The sequence below is a fragment of the Photobacterium sp. 1_MG-2023 genome (genome assembly GCF_030547945.1).
Classification (GTDB): domain Bacteria; phylum Pseudomonadota; class Gammaproteobacteria; order Enterobacterales; family Vibrionaceae; genus Photobacterium.
Genome location: NZ_JAUORR010000047.1, coordinates 1 through 15,757, shown reverse-complemented (window position 1 = coordinate 15,757; position 15,757 = coordinate 1). Strand labels below are relative to the sequence as shown.

Genomic DNA, 15,757 nt, shown 5'->3' with positions numbered 1-15,757 from the left:
AATGGACGAAGGTCTGCGCTTCGCAATCCGTGAAGGTGGCCGTACCGTTGGTGCTGGTGTTGTTGCTAAGATCGTTGCTTAATTCGCAAAGATTGAATCAACACAAAAGGGAGCTTCGGCTCCCTTTTTCTTTTTCTGAATCAGAAAAAGAAGCGATTTTACCGGCTTAGTAGAAAGCTGCCATCAGATACTCCGCTAACTACCTCTCTTTATTACATATTCCATAGACGATTTTTTGCGCATTATTGATAACTAATTCATCTAGCAAACACAACGAACAAAAGTGGTAATGCTAACTGTTCTCGTTTATATTTTGAGTCAGATGAAAAGCAGAGAGTTGTTATGTACGTTTGCCTGTGTCATGGAATTTCCGACAAAAAGATTGTGAAGCTGGTTGAAGAAGAAGGTGTAGCGGACATTCGTGATATTAAAGCGATCACACCTCTTGGTTCACAATGCGGAAAGTGCATCAGACAGGCAAAAGGTATCATTCAGCATGTTGTTTTGGAGCGGGATGCCGCTCGTGCGATTCGCGTGGTTGATATCACTGAGGTTGCCTTGAAAAAGGCAAGTTAATCTCAGAACAAGTAGCGACTCAATTTTGACACTCTTCAAATCGGTTCTAAGCTTATATGGACCGAGAGAGGAGTGTTCCCTAATGAAAGCCGACCCCAAAATCATTCAGCACCTCAACAAAATCCTGGGTAATGAACTGGTTGCCATTAATCAGTACTTCCTCCATGCCCGTATGTATAAGGATTGGGGGCTCAAGCATCTCGCCGACAAGGAATACCATGAATCAATCGATGAAATGAATCATGCCGATCATTTGATTGAGCGGATTTTATTTCTGGAAGGTGTGCCGAATCTGCAAGACTTGGGCAAGCTTCGCATTGGCGAAGACACCAAAGAAATGCTCGAATGTGACCTCTCCCTGGAGATGGATGCGATTCCGGATTTACGTGATGCGATTCAGTATGCTGAAGAAGTTCGGGATTATGTCTCCAGAGATTTGTTCCAGGACATTCTGGAAGACGAAGAAGAGCATGTCGACTGGCTCGAAACCCAGCTCGGTTTGATTGAGCGAATGGGAATTAATAACTATAATCAGGCACAGATTGTCGACGAAGAATAGCCTGGTTTCCAGCCTTCTTCAGCCCCTGCTCATCGTTGATGGGCGGGGGCTTTTTTTATTGATTGTTTAATTTCCCATCACTGCTTGCGTTTCATTTTGTGATCGGTATAATGCCCCGCACTGTCTCAAGAAGACGGTTGTGAACCAATAAGCGTTGAGGAAGGAATCAGGCCGCTGATTCGGTAATGTATACTCTGACTTATGTTCGCAGTCATTCAATTGGCTGACAATGTGCCCAAAAGGGGTACTACGTTCACATGAATCAATCGGCATTCTCTCGTCTTTACGAGTCTGAGTGGCGATATTGTTTGTGTAAATTTTTGATAATTGGAGCTCTGTCTCATGCAGAACCAACGTATTCGTATCCGCCTGAAGGCTTTCGATCACCGTCTGATCGATCAGTCTACCGCGGAAATCGTTGAAACAGCTAAGCGTACTGGCGCGCAGGTTCGTGGTCCAATCCCACTGCCTACTCGTAAAGAGCGTTTCACTGTTCTTATTTCTCCACACGTAAATAAGGACGCCCGTGATCAGTACGAAATCCGTACTCACAAGCGCCTTATCGACATCGTTGAGCCTACAGATAAAACTGTCGATGCTCTGATGCGTCTGGATCTAGCTGCTGGCGTTGACGTTCAGATCAGCCTAGGTTAAGGGGAGATAAGAGAATGATTGGTCTAATCGGTCGTAAAGTGGGTATGACCCGCATCTTTACCGAAGATGGCACTTCTATCCCAGTTACTGTGGTTGAAGTAGAAAATAACCGTGTTACTCAGGTTAAGTCTGTCGACACTGATGGTTATAACGCTATCCAGGTTACTGCTGGTTCTAAGAAAGCAAGCCGTGTAAATAAAGCTGAAGCTGGTCACTTTGCGAAAGCAGGTGTTGAAGCTGGCCGCGGTCTGTGGGAATTCCGCCTGGACAATGGTGAAGAGTTCGAAGTAGGCGCTGAGCTGAAAGTTGAACTGTTCAACGAAATTAAGAAAGTAGACGTTACTGGCACTTCTAAGGGTAAAGGTTTCCAAGGCGCTGTTAAGCGTTGGAACTTCCGTACTCAAGATATGAGCCACGGTAACTCCTTGTCTCACCGTGCCCCTGGTTCTATCGGTCAATGTCAGACTCCAGGTCGCGTATTTAAAGGCAAGAAAATGGCTGGTCACATGGGTGCTGAGCGTGTAACGACTCAAAACCTTGAGATCGTACGTGTTGACGCTGAGCGCAACCTGCTTCTGATCAAAGGTGCAGTACCAGGCGCAACTGGCGGCAACTTGATCGTAAAACCAGCTGTTAAAGCGTAACGTCGAGGAGTTAGTAATGGAATTGGTAGTCAAAGGCGCTGATGCGCTAACTGTCTCCGAAACTACTTTTGGGCGTGAGTTCAACGAAGCGCTGGTACACCAAGTAGTTGTTGCGTACGCAGCAGGTGCCCGTCAAGGTAGCCGTGCACAAAAGACTCGTTCAGACGTGTCTGGTGGCGGTGCTAAGCCATGGCGTCAAAAAGGTACTGGTCGTGCTCGTGCCGGTACTATCCGTAGCCCACTGTGGCGTACAGGTGGTGTAACTTTCGCAGCTCGTCCACAGGACCACAGCCAGAAAGTTAACAAGAAAATGTACCGTGGTGCGATGAAGTGCATTCTGTCTGAGCTGGTTCGTCAAGAGCGTCTGATCGTTGTTGATAACTTCTCTGTAGAAGCGCCGAAAACGAAAGAACTGGTTGCTAAGCTGAATGAGCTGGCACTGAACGATGTTCTGATCGTAACCGGTGAACTGGATGAAAATCTGTTCCTGGCAGCACGTAACCTGTACAAGGTTGACGTTCGTGATGCAGCTGCAATCGATCCAGTGAGCTTGATCGCATTCGACAAAGTAGTGATGACTGCTGCGGCAGTTAAGCAAGTTGAGGAGATGCTGGCATGATCACCGAAGAGCGTATCCTAAAAGTTCTACGTGCTCCGCACATCTCTGAAAAAGCGACCATGGCTGCTGAGAACGGTAACACTATCGTTTTCAAAGTAGCGATGACCGCAACTAAGCGTGAGATCAAAGCGGCAGTTGAGAAACTGTTTGAAGTTGAAGTTAAGTCTGTAAATACTCTGATTGCTAAAGGTAAAACTAAGCGTCAAGGTATGCGCCAAGGCCGTCGTAGCGACTGGAAAAAAGCGTACGTGACCCTGAAAGAAGGTCAAGACATCGACTTCGCTGGTAGTGCAGAGTAAGGCTAGGAGCAAAGAAGAATGGCTATTGTAAAATGTAAGCCGACTTCCCCAGGTCGTCGCCACGTAGTTAAAGTGGTTAACTCTGACCTGCATAAGGGTAAGCCGTACGCACCACTGCTGGAGAAAAACTCTAAGACTGGTGGTCGTAACAATAACGGTCGTATCACTGTTCGTCATATCGGTGGTGGTAACAAACAACATTACCGTCTGATTGACTTTAAGCGTAATAAAGATGGTATCCCGGCGAAAGTTGAGCGTCTGGAATACGATCCAAACCGTAGCGCAAACATCGCTCTGGTTCTTTACGCAGATGGTGAGCGTCGTTACATCATTGCACCAAAAGGCATCCAAGCTGGTGATACGATCCAGTCTGGCGCAGATGCTGCGATCAAAGTAGGTAACACCCTGCCAATGCGCAACATCCCAGTAGGTTCAACTGTACACTGTGTTGAACTGAAGCCTGGTAAAGGTGCACAGCTGGCTCGTTCAGCTGGTACTTACGCTCAAATCGTAGCTCGTGCTGGCGCATACGTGACAATTCGTCTGCGTTCTGGCGAAATGCGTAAAGTTCTTGCCGAAGGTCGTGCGACGCTGGGTGAGGTTGGTAACGGTGAACACATGCTGCGTGAACTGGGTAAAGCCGGTGCTTCACGTTGGCGCGGTGTTCGTCCAACCGTACGTGGTGTTGTAATGAACCCAATCGACCACCCACACGGTGGTGGTGAAGGTCGTACTTCTGGTGGTCGTCACCCAGTGACACCATGGGGCGTACCGACGAAGGGTTACAAAACTCGTAAGAACAAACGTACCGACAAGTACATCGTACGTCGTCGTAATAAGTAATTTATATCAGAGGATAAGCCATGCCACGTTCTCTCAAGAAAGGTCCTTTTATTGACCTGCACTTGCTGAAGAAGGTAGAGAAAGCGGTGGAAAGCGGTGACAAGAAGCCTGTTAAGACTTGGTCCCGTCGCTCAATGATCATCCCACAGATGATCGGTTTGACCATCGCTGTCCATAATGGTCGTCAGCACGTACCAGTTTTCGTTTCTGAAGAAATGATCGGTCACAAGCTGGGCGAGTTTGCACCAACACGTACTTATCGCGGCCACGCTGCAGATAAGAAAGCTAAGAAGCGCTAAGAGGAGTATAGGTAATGGAAGCTATCGCTAAACATCGCTTTGCTCGCATCTCACCGCAGAAAGCTCGTTTGGTTGCAGATCTGGTGCGCGGTAAAACCGTAGCACAAGCACTGGAAATTCTGACTTTCAGCAACAAAAAAGCTGCTGACCTGGTTAAGAAGGTTCTGGAATCTGCTATCGCTAATGCTGAGCACAACGAAGGCGCAGACATCGATGATCTGAATGTTGCGAAAATCTTCGTTGATGAAGGCCCAACCATGAAGCGTATTATGCCTCGTGCTAAAGGCCGTGCCGATCGCATCTTGAAGCGTTCTAGCCACATCACTGTTGTTGTAGCGGATCGCTAAGAGAGTAGGAGACAAAGCAATGGGTCAAAAAGTACATCCTAATGGTATTCGTCTTGGCATCGTGAAGCCTTGGAATACCACTTGGTATGCTAACAGCAACGAATTCGCTGACAACCTAGACGGCGACTTCAAGGTACGTCAATTCCTGACCAAGGAATTAGCAAAAGCGTCTCTGTCTCGCATCGTTATCGAGCGTCCGGCGAAGAGCATCCGTGTGACAATTCACACTGCTCGTCCTGGCGTTGTTATCGGTAAGAAAGGCGAAGACGTAGAAAAACTGCGCGCTCGCGTTGCTAAGATCGCTGGTGTTCCAGCACAGATCAACATCGCTGAAGTACGTAAGCCAGAGCTGGATGCACAGCTTGTTGGTGACAGCATCGCTTCTCAGCTGGAGCGTCGTGTAATGTTCCGTCGCGCAATGAAGCGTGCGGTACAGAACGCAATGCGTCTGGGTGCCAAGGGTATCAAAGTTGAAGTAAGCGGCCGTCTGGGCGGCGCTGAAATCGCACGTACTGAGTGGTACCGTGAAGGCCGTGTGCCTCTGCACACTCTGCGTGCTGACATTGATTACGCGACTTCTTCGGCTCACACCCAATACGGTGTAATTGGTATCAAAACTTGGATCTTCAAAGGCGAAGTTCTGGGTGGCATGCCAGTTGCTGAGCCTAAGGCTGATAACAAGCCTAAGAAGCAACGCAAAGGCCGTAAATAAGGAGTTTATCGATGCTGCAACCTAAACGCACTAAATTCCGCAAGACTCATAAGGGTCGTAACCGCGGTCTGGCGAACGGTACTGACGTAAGCTTCGGTACTTTCGGTCTGAAAGCAGTTGGCCGTGGCCGTATTACTGCGCGTCAGATCGAGGCTGCTCGTCGTGCTATGACTCGTCATATCAAACGTCAGGGCCAAATCTGGATTCGTATCTTCCCGGACAAGCCGATTACAAGCAAGCCGTTGGAAGTTCGTCAGGGTAAGGGTAAAGGTAACGTTGAGTACTGGGTAGCCCAAATCCAACCAGGTAAAGTTCTTTATGAAATGGATGGTGTTTCAGAAGATCTTGCACGCGAAGCCTTTAAACTGGCCGCACGTAAGCTTCCTGTTAAAACCACTTTCGTAACTAAGGCGGTGATGTGATGAATGCACAAGATCTGCGCGCTAAAAGCGTTGAAGAACTGAATGCTGAACTTGTGAACCTGCTGCGTGAGCAGTTCAACCTGCGCATGCAGGCTGCAACTGGTCAGCTGCAACAGACTCACACTCTGAAAGCAGTACGTCGCGATATCGCACGTGTTAAAACCGTTCTGAATGAGAAGGCTGGCGCATAATGAGCGAGAATATTCGTACTCAGCAGGGTCGTGTAGTTAGCGACAAGATGGACAAGTCTATCGTGGTTGCTATCGAGCGTTTCGTGAAGCACCCAATCTATGGTAAGTTCATCAAGCGTACGACTAAGCTGCATGTTCACGACGAAAACAACGAGTGTGGCCTTGGCGACACAGTTGAGATTCGTGAGTGCCGTCCACTGTCTAAGAAGAAATCTTGGACTCTGGTACGCGTTATTGAAAAAGCGCGCATCTAAGCGAACTTTAGCAATAACATAACTGAGCGGCCCCTGGAAAATTGGGGCCGTTTATTTTTATCTACCCATTCTCAATAAATGGTGTTATTATTCGCCGCCCTTGTAAAAAAGGCGAATTCGACCCGAGATGGGTCTAGATGTTTTTGATAAGCGGAGCACTAACATGATCCAAATGCAAAGTATGCTAGATGCAGCCGATAACTCCGGCGCTCGTAGCGTAATGTGTATTAAGGTTCTGGGTGGTTCTCACCGTCGCTATGCACATATCGGTGACATCATCAAAGTTACTGTGAAGGAAGCAATTCCTCGCGGTAAAGTGAAAAAAGGTGATGTACTGAAAGCGGTGGTTGTGCGCACCCGTAAAGGCGTTCGTCGTCCAGACGGCTCTGTCATTCGCTTCGACCGTAATGCTTGCGTGCTGTTGAACAACAACACTGAGCAACTAATCGGTACTCGTATCTTTGGCCCAGTGACTCGTGAACTTCGCTCTGCGAAATTCATGAAAATTGTTTCACTAGCGCCAGAAGTACTGTAAGGAGTGACGAAAATGGCAGCTAAAATCCGTCGTAACGACGAAGTTATCGTTCTTGCCGGTAAAGATAAAGGTAAGAAAGGTAAAGTAACTAAGGTCCTGGCAACTGGTAAAATCGTTGTTGAAGGTATCAACCTGGTTAAGAAGCACCAGAAGCCTGTACCGGCTATGGGCATCCAGGGTGGCATCGTTGAACAAGAAGCAGCAATTGATGCTTCTAACGTTGCAATCTTCAACGCGGCAACTGGTAAAGCTGACCGTGTAGGCTTCCGATTTGAAGACGGCAAAAAAGTTCGTTTCTTCAAGTCTAATGGCGAAACTATCAAGTAATTTTGGAGTAGTACTATGGCGAAACTGCATGATTACTACAAAGAGTCTGTTGTAAAAGAACTTGCTGACAAGTTCGAGTACAAGAGCATCATGCAAGTCCCAAGGATCGAAAAGATTACCCTGAACATGGGTGTCGGTGAAGCCTTGAACGACAAGAAGCTGTTGGAAAACGCAGCTGCTGATATGGCCGCAATTACAGGTCAAAAGCCGCTGATTACCAAAGCTCGTAAGTCTGTTGCTGGCTTTAAGATCCGTGAGGGCTACCCGATCGGCTGTAAAGTAACCCTGCGTGGCGAACGTATGTGGGACTTTTTCGAGCGTCTGATCTCAATTGCTGTTCCTCGTATCCGTGATTTCCGTGGTCTGAACCCGAAATCATTCGACGGTCGTGGTAACTACAGCATGGGCGTTCGTGAGCAGATTATCTTCCCAGAGATCGATTTCGATAAAGTAGATCGTGTACGTGGTTTGGATATCACTATCACTACTACTGCGAACTCTGACGAAGAAGCTCGTGCTCTGCTGTCTGCTTTTAACTTCCCATTCCGTAAGTAAAAGTAAGGGTTACTAATGGCTAAAGAATCTATGAAGGCACGCGAAGTAAAACGTGCCAAGCTGGTAGCTAAGTTCGCTGAAAAGCGTGCTGCGCTTAAAGCTCTAATTAGCGACGTGAACGCGTCTGAAGAAGATCGCTGGAATGCAGTGCTTAAACTTCAGTCTCTGCCACGTGATTCAAGTCCATCGCGTCAGCGTAACCGCTGTAACCAGACTGGACGCCCACACGGCTACCTACGTAAGTTTGGTCTGTGCCGTATCAAGGTTCGTGAAGCTTGCATGAAAGGCGAGATTCCGGGTCTGCGTAAGGCTAGCTGGTAATTCGTTACCAATTAAGAATCACGGAGTATTGACTTATGAGCATGCAAGATCCGATTTCGGATATGCTGACCCGCATTCGTAACGGTCAGGCAGCGAAGAAAGTTGCTGTTAAAATGCCGTCTTCTAAGCTGAAAGTTGCTATCGCAGCTCTGCTGAAAGAAGAAGGTTATGTGGCTGACTACGCCGTTTCTGGTGAAGTTAAGCCTGAACTCGAAGTTACTCTGAAGTACTTCGAAACCAAAGCTGTAATCGAGCAAATCCAGCGTGTATCACGTCCTGGCCTGCGTATCTATAAGAAAAAAGATGCGCTGCCGACTGTGATGGGTGGTCTGGGTATTGCTGTTGTGTCCACTTCCAAGGGTCTGATGACTGACCGTGCTGCTCGTAAAGCAGGTCTTGGTGGTGAGATTATCTGCTACGTAGCTTAATAGGAGTAGGAAAATGTCACGTGTTGCAAAAGCACCTGTAGTTGTTCCTGCCGGCGTAGAAGTTAAACTCAACGGTCAGGAAATCACTGTAAAAGGTGGTAAGGGTGAACTGGTTCGTGTAATCAACGAAGCAGTTGTACTAACCCAGGAAGAGAACACCATTAAGTTCGGTCCTCGCGACGGCTTCAACGATGCTTGGGCACAGGCTGGTACAGCTCGTGCACTGGTAAACAACATGGTTGTTGGTGTTACTGAAGGCTTCACTAAGAAGCTGACCCTGAAGGGTGTAGGTTACCGTGCTGCTATCAAAGGCAACGCAGTTGGCCTGACTCTGGGCTTCTCACACCCAGTTGAGCATGAACTGCCTGCAGGCATTAAAGCTGAGTGTCCTTCACAAACTGAAATCGTACTGACTGGTACTGATAAGCAGTTGGTTGGCCAAGTAGCTGCAGACATTCGCGCTTACCGTAGCCCTGAGCCTTACAAAGGTAAAGGTGTTCGTTACGCCGACGAAGTCGTGCGTATTAAAGAAGCTAAGAAGAAGTAAGGTAACACTATGGATAAGAAAGCATCTCGTATCCGTCGTGCGACCAAAGCACGTCGTAAGATTGCTGAATTGGGTGCAACTCGCCTGGTAGTACATCGTACTCCTCGCCATGTATACGCTCAGGTAATCGCACCAAATGGCTCCGAGGTTATCGCTGCCGCTTCTACCGTAGAAAAAGCGATCCGTGAGCAAGTGAAGAGCACCGGTAACAAAGACGCTGCTGCAGCTGTGGGTAAAATCATCGCTGAGCGCGCGATTGAAAAAGGCATCTCTAACGTTGCTTTCGATCGTTCCGGTTTCCAATACCACGGCCGAGTGGCTGCACTGGCAGAAGCTGCCCGTGAAGCTGGTCTGAAATTCTAAGGTAGGCGGAAGATGGCTAACGAAAAAACCCAATCAGATCTGCAAGAAAAGCTGATCGCTGTTAACCGTGTATCTAAGACGGTTAAAGGTGGTCGTATTTTCAGCTTTACTGCCCTGACTGTTGTTGGCGACGGTAATGGTCGCGTTGGTTTCGGTTACGGCAAAGCACGCGAAGTGCCTGCTGCAATTCAGAAAGCAATGGAAAAAGCACGTCGTAACATGGTTACTGTTGCCCTGAACGAGGGTACTCTGCACCACGCTGTTAAAGGCCGCCACACTGGTTCTAAAGTGTACATGCAGCCTGCATCAGAAGGTACGGGTATCATCGCCGGTGGTGCAATGCGTGCAGTGCTGGAAGTTGCTGGCGTTCACAACGTTCTGGCAAAAGCATATGGTTCTACAAACCCAATCAATATCGTTCGCGCGACTATTGACGGTTTGAGTGGTATGAACTCTCCAGAAATGATCGCTGCGAAGCGTGGTCTTTCTGTTAAAGAAATTCTGGAGTAATCGACATGGCTAAAACTATCAAAGTAACTCAGACTCGTAGCTCTATCGGCCGTTTGCCGAAGCATAAAGCTACCCTGCGTGGCTTGGGCCTTCGTCGCATCAACCACACTGTTGAACTGGAAGATACTGCTTGCGTACGCGGCATGATCAACAAAGTTCATTACATGGTTAAAGTAGAGGAGTAATCAGAATGCGTTTGAATACTCTATCTCCGGCTGCGGGTTCTAAGCCTTCTGCGAAGCGCGTAGGTCGTGGTATCGGTTCAGGTCTGGGTAAAACTTGTGGCCGTGGTCACAAAGGTCAGAAATCACGTTCAGGTGGTTCTGTTCGCCCAGGTTTTGAAGGCGGTCAAATGCCTTTGAAACAGCGTCTACCAAAATTCGGTTTTACTTCTCGCAAGAGCCTGGTAACAGCTGAAGTTCGCCTGTCAGAACTGGCGAAAGTTGAAGGTGACGTAGTAAGTCTGGAAACACTGAAAGCTGCTAACGTGATCACCAAGAACATGGAAACTGTTAAAGTTGTCCTGTCTGGTGAGATCAACCGCGCTGTAACTGTGAAAGGCGTACGCGTGACTAAAGGCGCTAAAGCTGCAATCGAAGCTGCAGGCGGTAAAATCGAGGAATAATTAACTCGAGGATGAGGTACAGATGGCTAAACAACCAGGACAAGATTTTAACAGCGCAAAAGGTGGCCTAGCAGAGCTTAAGACTCGCCTATTATTTGTAATAGGAGCTATCTTAATTTTCCGAGCGGGCTCTTTTGTGCCAATTCCTGGTATTGACGCTGCTGTACTAGCCGATCTGTTCGAACAGCAAAAGGGCACCATCATTGAACTGTTTAACATGTTCTCTGGTGGTGCACTTGAGCGTGCTTCCATATTGGCGCTGGGCATTATGCCGTATATCTCGGCCTCGATTATTGTTCAGCTGCTAACGGTTGTTCATCCGGCTTTAGCCGAGTTGAAGAAAGAAGGTGAGTCTGGTCGCCGTAAGATCAGTCAGTATACTCGCTATGGCACGCTTGTGTTGGCAACCTTCCAAGCAATTGGTATTGCAACGGGGTTACCGAGTATGATTCCTGGTCTGGTTCATAATCCAGATCTTGGTTTCTACTTTGTTGCGGTCGTAAGTTTGGTCACTGGTACCATGTTTTTGATGTGGTTAGGTGAGCAAATTACAGAACGTGGCATTGGTAACGGCATATCTTTGATTATTTTCACAGGTATCGTTGCAGGATTGCCACCTGCTATTGGACAGACCGTAGAGCAAGCGCGTCAAGATCAGTTGCACGTACTTCTTCTACTGTTAATTGCAGTGATTTCTTTTGCTGTCATCTATTTTGTAGTGTTTATGGAACGTGGTCAGCGTCGTATCGTCGTGAACTACGCCAAACGCCAGCAAGGACGTCGAGTCTATGCCGGTCAGAGCACTCATCTGCCGTTGAAAATCAACATGGCAGGCGTGATTCCAGCAATTTTTGCATCAAGCATCATTCTTTTCCCGGGTACACTGGCTCAGTGGTTCGGTAGAAATAATGAAGGTACTTTTGGTTTCCTGACTGATGTGTCTATCGCGCTCAGCCCAGGTCAACCGTTGTATGTTATGCTTTATGCAACTGCGATTATCTTCTTCTGTTTCTTCTATACCGCGTTGGTGTTTAACCCGCGTGAAACAGCAGATAACTTGAAGAAATCCGGTGCGTTTATACCTGGTATTCGTCCGGGCGAGCAGACTGCGAAGTATATCGATAAAGTAATGACACGCCTGACATTGGCTGGTGCGATGTATATTACCTTTATCTGTCTGATCCCCGAGTTCATGATGATTGCTTGGAACGTTCGCTTATACTTTGGCGGTACGTCACTACTGATTGTAGTTGTGGTTATTATGGACTTCATGGCTCAAGTTCAGACGCACCTAATGTCTCAACAATATGAGTCGGTTTTGAAAAAGGCTAATCTTAAAGGTCACGGCCGTTAAGTTTGGTTATCCATTTACGGAGTTTAGCAATGAAAGTTCGTGCTTCCGTTAAGAAAATCTGCCGTAACTGTAAAGTTATCAAGCGCAACGGTGTTGTGCGTGTAATTTGCAGTGAGCCAAAGCACAAGCAGCGCCAAGGCTAATCAGCAGAAATATTTCTTGCAAATTGAAGGTAGGTTGGCTACATTAGCCAACCATCTTTTGTGTGTGCAAAAGAATTGTGACACCGCTGCGTATCCTAAACGGGCTTTGCAGCGGTTATTCTTGATAAGTACTAGGAGTGAATAGTGGCCCGTATTGCAGGCATTAACATTCCTGATCAGAAGCATGCTGTAATCGCACTGACTGCGATTTACGGTATCGGTAAAACTCGCTCTAAAGCTATTCTAGCTGAAGTGGGTATTGCTGAAAGTGTTAAGATCAGTGAACTAACTGAAGAGCAGATCGATCAACTGCGTGATGGTGTAGCTAAGTACACTGTAGAAGGTGATCTACGTCGTGAAGTTTCCATGAACATCAAGCGTCTGATGGACCTTGGTTGTTTCCGTGGTCTTCGTCATCGTCGCAGTCTACCTCTACGTGGACAGCGTACTAAAACCAACGCTCGTACCCGTAAGGGTCCGCGCAAGCCGATCAAAAAATAATCGGATAAGGTAGAGTACAATGGCAAAACAACCAACACGCGCTCGTAAGCGCGTACGTAAGCAAGTTGCTGATGGCGTAGCGCACATCCACGCTTCTTTCAACAACACAATCGTTACCATTACTGACCGCCAAGGTAATGCTCTGGCTTGGGCAACTGCCGGTGGTTCTGGTTTCCGTGGTTCTCGTAAATCTACTCCGTTTGCTGCACAGGTTGCTGCAGAACGTTGTGGTGAAATGGCCAAAGAATATGGCGTTAAGAACCTGGAAGTTATGGTGAAGGGCCCTGGTCCTGGTCGTGAGTCTACAATCCGTGCTCTGAACGCAGCGGGTTTCCGTATCACTAACATTGTTGATGCGACTCCGATCCCTCATAACGGTTGTCGTCCACCTAAGAAACGTCGCGTATAACGTTTCGTTTCTAGGAATATTGGAGAAAGAACATGGCAAGATATTTGGGTCCTAAGCTGAAGCTTAGCCGTCGTGAAGGCACTGACTTGTTCCTCAAGTCTGGTGTTCGCGCGATTGATACCAAGTGTAAAATTGATAACGCGCCGGGCCAGCATGGTGCTCGTCGTGGCCGCCTGTCTGACTATGGCGTTCAGCTTCGTGAGAAGCAGAAAGTTCGTCGTACTTATGGCGTACTGGAAAAGCAATTCCGTAACTACTACAAAGAAGCTGCTCGCCTGAAAGGCAACACAGGTGAAAACCTGCTGCAACTTCTGGAAGGTCGTCTGGACAACGTAGTTTACCGCATGGGTTTCGGTGCAACTCGCGCTGAAGCACGTCAGCTGGTAAGCCACAAAGCGATCCTGGTTAATGGCAAAGTCGTAAACATCCCATCTTTCCAGGTGGCTGCGAACGACGTTGTTAGCATTCGTGAGAAAGCTAAGAACCAAGCACGCATCAAAGCAGCTCTTGAAGTTGCTACTCAGCGTGAACTGCCGACTTGGGTCGAAGTAGACAGCAACAAGATGGAAGGTACGTTCAAGCGTCTTCCAGAACGTTCTGATTTGTCTGCCGACATCAACGAACACCTGATCGTCGAGCTTTACTCTAAGTAAGGCTATAGTTAAGAGAGGACACAATGCAGGGTTCTGTAACAGAATTTCTTAAGCCGCGTCTTGTTGATATTGAACAAGTTAACACGACGCATGCAAAAGTAACTCTTGAGCCACTGGAGCGTGGTTTTGGCCACACTCTGGGTAATGCTCTACGTCGTATTCTTCTGTCATCTATGCCAGGTTGCGCGGTGACTGAAGTCGAGATCGACGGTGTGTTACACGAGTACAGCACCAAAGAGGGAGTCCAGGAGGACGTTCTTGAAATCCTACTGAACCTGAAAGGCCTGGCCGTTAAGGTTGAAGGAAAAGACGAAGTCACCCTGACTCTCAGCAAATCTGGTGCAGGCCCTGTTGTTGCAGGTGACATCACCCATGATGGTGATGTTGAGATTGCGAACCCAGAGCACGTGATCTGCCATTTAACTGATGACAATGCTGACATCAGCATGCGCATCAAGGTAGAGCGTGGTCGCGGCTATGTACCAGCATCTGCTCGTATTCATAATGATGAAGATGAGCGTCCAATTGGTCGTCTGTTAGTTGATGCAACTTTCAGCCCAGTTGATCGTATCGCATACTCAGTCGAGGCTGCGCGTGTTGAACAGCGCACTGACCTTGATAAGCTGGTTATCGATATGGAAACCAATGGTACTCTTGATCCTGAAGAAGCGATTCGTCGTGCCGCTACGATTCTGGCTGAACAGCTGGATGCATTCGTAGATCTGCGTGATGTACGCGTTCCTGAAGAGAAAGAAGAGAAGCCGGAGTTCGATCCGATCCTACTGCGTCCTGTAGACGATCTTGAACTAACTGTTCGCTCTGCTAACTGTTTGAAAGCAGAAGCGATCCACTACATCGGTGATCTTGTTCAGCGCACTGAGGTTGAGCTTCTGAAAACGCCAAACCTTGGTAAGAAGTCTTTGACAGAAATCAAAGACGTGCTGGCTTCACGTGGTCTGTCTCTGGGTATGCGCCTGGAAAACTGGCCGCCAGCTTCTATCGCTGAAGATTAATAGTTACTGATATCTAGTTAGAAGGATTAGGTCATGCGCCATCGTAAGAGTGGTCGTCAACTCAACCGCAACAGCAGTCATCGCAAAGCGATGTTCAGCAACATGGCTAGCTCTCTGGTACGTCACGAGCTTATTAAGACTACCCTGCCTAAGGCAAAAGAGCTGCGTCGCGTAATTGAGCCTTTGATTACCCTAGCTAAGACTGACAGTGTAGCTAACCGTCGTCTGGCATTCGCTCGCACTCGTGATAACGAAGTTGTAGCGAAACTGTTTAACGAACTAGGTCCACGTTTTGCTCAACGCCCAGGCGGTTACACTCGCATCATGAAATGCGGTTTCCGTGCTGGTGATAAAGCCCCAATGGCTTACATTGAGCTGGTAGACCGTCCTGAAGTTCAGGAAGAAGCTGCTGCTGAATAAGCAATAGCGTACAATTGAAAGAGCCGGGTCTTTGGACCCGGCTTTTTTGTTTCTAAGGGGGTGAGCAGACCGTATTCTGTGCCATGATCCTCTATATCCTCTATATCCTCTATATCCTCTATATCCTCTATATCCTCTATATCCTTCTATCACTAATTTCTAATCAGCGCTTCTTCATGCTTGATGTGTATCTTTTCATTCAGCAATTTCAACATGGGGGAGCGGGTTGTGAGGCGGGTTGAAGTGATCTGTCGTATGACACGATGATTAAGCCAGTCTTTTCTTCATGAATATATGTTGATAGCGCTGATTCGTTGTTCGCATTAAATAGGTTGTGGCTGTTTTTTACTCTCTTGAGTTTTTTTTTGTTTTTAATGCTTGCCACTATTTTGGAAGTCTCTATAATGCCGCCTCACTGACACGGAGACACAGCAAACAAGCGGTGAAATCTGAGTCAGAAGGCGGTAAAACAAATTGATAAAAAGTGTTTGACACTAAGTTTCGATTGGTTAGAATGGCCGCCCTGTCCACGATGAGCAAAGCGCGAATCTGGCAAAGTTCTTTAACAATTTGACCATGCAATCTGTGTGGGCACTCGACAATGATACAGTCAAAAGATTTTATCAGTGAACTG

The 15,757-nt window shown here is 47.6% G+C and carries 30 protein-coding genes and 1 pseudogene; all 31 read left to right on the top strand.

The window, feature by feature from the left end:
- A pseudogene (locus tag Q4579_RS22125) lies at positions 1 to 82 on the top strand (elongation factor Tu); the annotation flags it as partial.
- Positions 83 to 342: 260 nt separating this feature from the next.
- Entirely contained in the window at positions 343 to 576 is a 234-nt protein-coding gene (locus tag Q4579_RS22120; RefSeq protein ID WP_303567025.1) for a (2Fe-2S)-binding protein, read from the top strand.
- 82 nt (positions 577 to 658) lie between these two features.
- The gene (gene bfr / locus Q4579_RS22115; RefSeq protein WP_211646418.1) at positions 659 to 1,135 is read left to right on the top strand and encodes a bacterioferritin; all 477 of its coding nucleotides are present in this window, start codon (positions 659 to 661) and stop codon (positions 1,133 to 1,135) included.
- A gap of 342 nt (positions 1,136 to 1,477) precedes the next feature.
- Positions 1,478 to 1,789: a 30S ribosomal protein S10 gene (gene rpsJ / locus Q4579_RS22110; protein WP_005501283.1), complete on the top strand. Its 312-nt coding sequence runs from the start codon at positions 1,478 to 1,480 to the stop codon at positions 1,787 to 1,789.
- 14 nt (positions 1,790 to 1,803) lie between these two features.
- The gene (gene rplC / locus Q4579_RS22105; RefSeq protein ID WP_303567021.1) at positions 1,804 to 2,433 is read left to right on the top strand and encodes a 50S ribosomal protein L3; all 630 of its coding nucleotides are present in this window, start codon (positions 1,804 to 1,806) and stop codon (positions 2,431 to 2,433) included.
- A gap of 16 nt (positions 2,434 to 2,449) precedes the next feature.
- Positions 2,450 to 3,052: a 50S ribosomal protein L4 gene (rplD, locus tag Q4579_RS22100; protein WP_211646416.1), complete on the top strand. Its 603-nt coding sequence runs from the start codon at positions 2,450 to 2,452 to the stop codon at positions 3,050 to 3,052.
- A complete protein-coding gene (rplW, locus tag Q4579_RS22095) occupies positions 3,049 to 3,351 on the top strand; it encodes a 50S ribosomal protein L23 (protein ID WP_036751141.1) in 303 nt (100 codons plus the stop codon). The genes rplD and rplW overlap by 4 nt, the downstream gene beginning before the upstream one ends.
- 18 nt (positions 3,352 to 3,369) lie before the next feature.
- Entirely contained in the window at positions 3,370 to 4,194 is an 825-nt protein-coding gene (gene rplB / locus Q4579_RS22090) for a 50S ribosomal protein L2 (RefSeq protein ID WP_211646415.1), read from the top strand.
- Between the two features lie 20 nt (positions 4,195 to 4,214).
- Positions 4,215 to 4,493 carry a 30S ribosomal protein S19 gene (rpsS, locus tag Q4579_RS22085; RefSeq protein ID WP_007469141.1) on the top strand — a complete coding sequence of 93 codons (279 nt, stop codon included), beginning with the start codon at positions 4,215 to 4,217 and terminating at the stop codon, positions 4,491 to 4,493.
- A gap of 14 nt (positions 4,494 to 4,507) precedes the next feature.
- Positions 4,508 to 4,840, top strand: coding sequence for a 50S ribosomal protein L22 (gene rplV, locus Q4579_RS22080; protein WP_211646414.1), 333 nt, complete (start codon positions 4,508 to 4,510; stop codon positions 4,838 to 4,840).
- Positions 4,841 to 4,859: 19 nt separating this feature from the next.
- Positions 4,860 to 5,552, top strand: a complete 693-nt coding sequence (gene rpsC, locus Q4579_RS22075; protein ID WP_036751135.1) for a 30S ribosomal protein S3 — start codon at positions 4,860 to 4,862, stop codon at positions 5,550 to 5,552.
- Positions 5,553 to 5,563: 11 nt separating this feature from the next.
- Positions 5,564 to 5,974 (top strand): 50S ribosomal protein L16, encoded by a 411-nt coding sequence (gene rplP, locus Q4579_RS22070; RefSeq protein ID WP_027251946.1) that lies wholly within the window; start codon positions 5,564 to 5,566, stop codon positions 5,972 to 5,974.
- Positions 5,974 to 6,165, top strand: coding sequence for a 50S ribosomal protein L29 (gene rpmC / locus Q4579_RS22065; protein WP_027251947.1), 192 nt, complete (start codon positions 5,974 to 5,976; stop codon positions 6,163 to 6,165). Before rplP ends, rpmC begins: the two co-directional genes overlap by 1 nt.
- Positions 6,165 to 6,419: a 30S ribosomal protein S17 gene (gene rpsQ, locus Q4579_RS22060; protein ID WP_211646413.1), complete on the top strand. Its 255-nt coding sequence runs from the start codon at positions 6,165 to 6,167 to the stop codon at positions 6,417 to 6,419. The genes rpmC and rpsQ overlap by 1 nt, the downstream gene beginning before the upstream one ends.
- Before the next feature lie 163 nt (positions 6,420 to 6,582).
- Positions 6,583 to 6,954 carry a 50S ribosomal protein L14 gene (gene rplN / locus Q4579_RS22055; RefSeq protein WP_211646412.1) on the top strand — a complete coding sequence of 124 codons (372 nt, stop codon included), beginning with the start codon at positions 6,583 to 6,585 and terminating at the stop codon, positions 6,952 to 6,954.
- Between the two features lie 12 nt (positions 6,955 to 6,966).
- Positions 6,967 to 7,281 carry a 50S ribosomal protein L24 gene (gene rplX / locus Q4579_RS22050; protein WP_303567017.1) on the top strand — a complete coding sequence of 105 codons (315 nt, stop codon included), beginning with the start codon at positions 6,967 to 6,969 and terminating at the stop codon, positions 7,279 to 7,281.
- Positions 7,282 to 7,296: 15 nt separating this feature from the next.
- Entirely contained in the window at positions 7,297 to 7,836 is a 540-nt protein-coding gene (rplE, locus tag Q4579_RS22045; RefSeq protein ID WP_211646410.1) for a 50S ribosomal protein L5, read from the top strand.
- Between the two features lie 15 nt (positions 7,837 to 7,851).
- A complete protein-coding gene (gene rpsN, locus Q4579_RS22040) occupies positions 7,852 to 8,157 on the top strand; it encodes a 30S ribosomal protein S14 (RefSeq protein WP_211646409.1) in 306 nt (101 codons plus the stop codon).
- Between the two features lie 35 nt (positions 8,158 to 8,192).
- Positions 8,193 to 8,585 carry a 30S ribosomal protein S8 gene (gene rpsH, locus Q4579_RS22035; RefSeq protein WP_211646408.1) on the top strand — a complete coding sequence of 131 codons (393 nt, stop codon included), beginning with the start codon at positions 8,193 to 8,195 and terminating at the stop codon, positions 8,583 to 8,585.
- Positions 8,586 to 8,598: 13 nt separating this feature from the next.
- Complete coding sequence (gene rplF / locus Q4579_RS22030; RefSeq protein ID WP_303567014.1) at positions 8,599 to 9,132, top strand: 50S ribosomal protein L6; 534 nt, start codon at positions 8,599 to 8,601, stop codon at positions 9,130 to 9,132.
- 9 nt (positions 9,133 to 9,141) lie between these two features.
- On the top strand, positions 9,142 to 9,495 hold the full coding sequence (rplR, locus tag Q4579_RS22025; RefSeq protein WP_211646406.1) for a 50S ribosomal protein L18: 354 nt from the start codon (positions 9,142 to 9,144) through the stop codon (positions 9,493 to 9,495).
- 12 nt (positions 9,496 to 9,507) lie between these two features.
- Entirely contained in the window at positions 9,508 to 10,005 is a 498-nt protein-coding gene (rpsE, locus tag Q4579_RS22020; RefSeq protein ID WP_036751114.1) for a 30S ribosomal protein S5, read from the top strand.
- A 5-nt stretch (positions 10,006 to 10,010) separates the two neighbouring features.
- Positions 10,011 to 10,190 (top strand): 50S ribosomal protein L30, encoded by a 180-nt coding sequence (gene rpmD, locus Q4579_RS22015; RefSeq protein ID WP_211646405.1) that lies wholly within the window; start codon positions 10,011 to 10,013, stop codon positions 10,188 to 10,190.
- A 5-nt stretch (positions 10,191 to 10,195) separates the two neighbouring features.
- Positions 10,196 to 10,630 (top strand): 50S ribosomal protein L15, encoded by a 435-nt coding sequence (gene rplO, locus Q4579_RS22010; RefSeq protein ID WP_211646404.1) that lies wholly within the window; start codon positions 10,196 to 10,198, stop codon positions 10,628 to 10,630.
- Between the two features lie 22 nt (positions 10,631 to 10,652).
- Positions 10,653 to 11,984 carry a preprotein translocase subunit SecY gene (gene secY / locus Q4579_RS22005; RefSeq protein ID WP_303567011.1) on the top strand — a complete coding sequence of 444 codons (1,332 nt, stop codon included), beginning with the start codon at positions 10,653 to 10,655 and terminating at the stop codon, positions 11,982 to 11,984.
- A 29-nt stretch (positions 11,985 to 12,013) separates the two neighbouring features.
- Entirely contained in the window at positions 12,014 to 12,127 is a 114-nt protein-coding gene (gene rpmJ / locus Q4579_RS22000) for a 50S ribosomal protein L36 (RefSeq protein ID WP_000868186.1), read from the top strand.
- 144 nt (positions 12,128 to 12,271) lie between these two features.
- Positions 12,272 to 12,628, top strand: coding sequence for a 30S ribosomal protein S13 (gene rpsM / locus Q4579_RS21995; protein ID WP_211646402.1), 357 nt, complete (start codon positions 12,272 to 12,274; stop codon positions 12,626 to 12,628).
- Between the two features lie 19 nt (positions 12,629 to 12,647).
- Entirely contained in the window at positions 12,648 to 13,037 is a 390-nt protein-coding gene (gene rpsK / locus Q4579_RS21990) for a 30S ribosomal protein S11 (protein ID WP_027251961.1), read from the top strand.
- Between the two features lie 32 nt (positions 13,038 to 13,069).
- Positions 13,070 to 13,690 carry a 30S ribosomal protein S4 gene (gene rpsD / locus Q4579_RS21985; RefSeq protein ID WP_036751101.1) on the top strand — a complete coding sequence of 207 codons (621 nt, stop codon included), beginning with the start codon at positions 13,070 to 13,072 and terminating at the stop codon, positions 13,688 to 13,690.
- Positions 13,691 to 13,713: 23 nt separating this feature from the next.
- On the top strand, positions 13,714 to 14,703 hold the full coding sequence (gene rpoA / locus Q4579_RS21980) for a DNA-directed RNA polymerase subunit alpha (RefSeq protein ID WP_211646401.1): 990 nt from the start codon (positions 13,714 to 13,716) through the stop codon (positions 14,701 to 14,703).
- A 33-nt stretch (positions 14,704 to 14,736) separates the two neighbouring features.
- The gene (gene rplQ, locus Q4579_RS21975) at positions 14,737 to 15,123 is read left to right on the top strand and encodes a 50S ribosomal protein L17 (RefSeq protein ID WP_211646400.1); all 387 of its coding nucleotides are present in this window, start codon (positions 14,737 to 14,739) and stop codon (positions 15,121 to 15,123) included.
- Positions 15,124 to 15,757 lie beyond the last annotated feature (634 nt).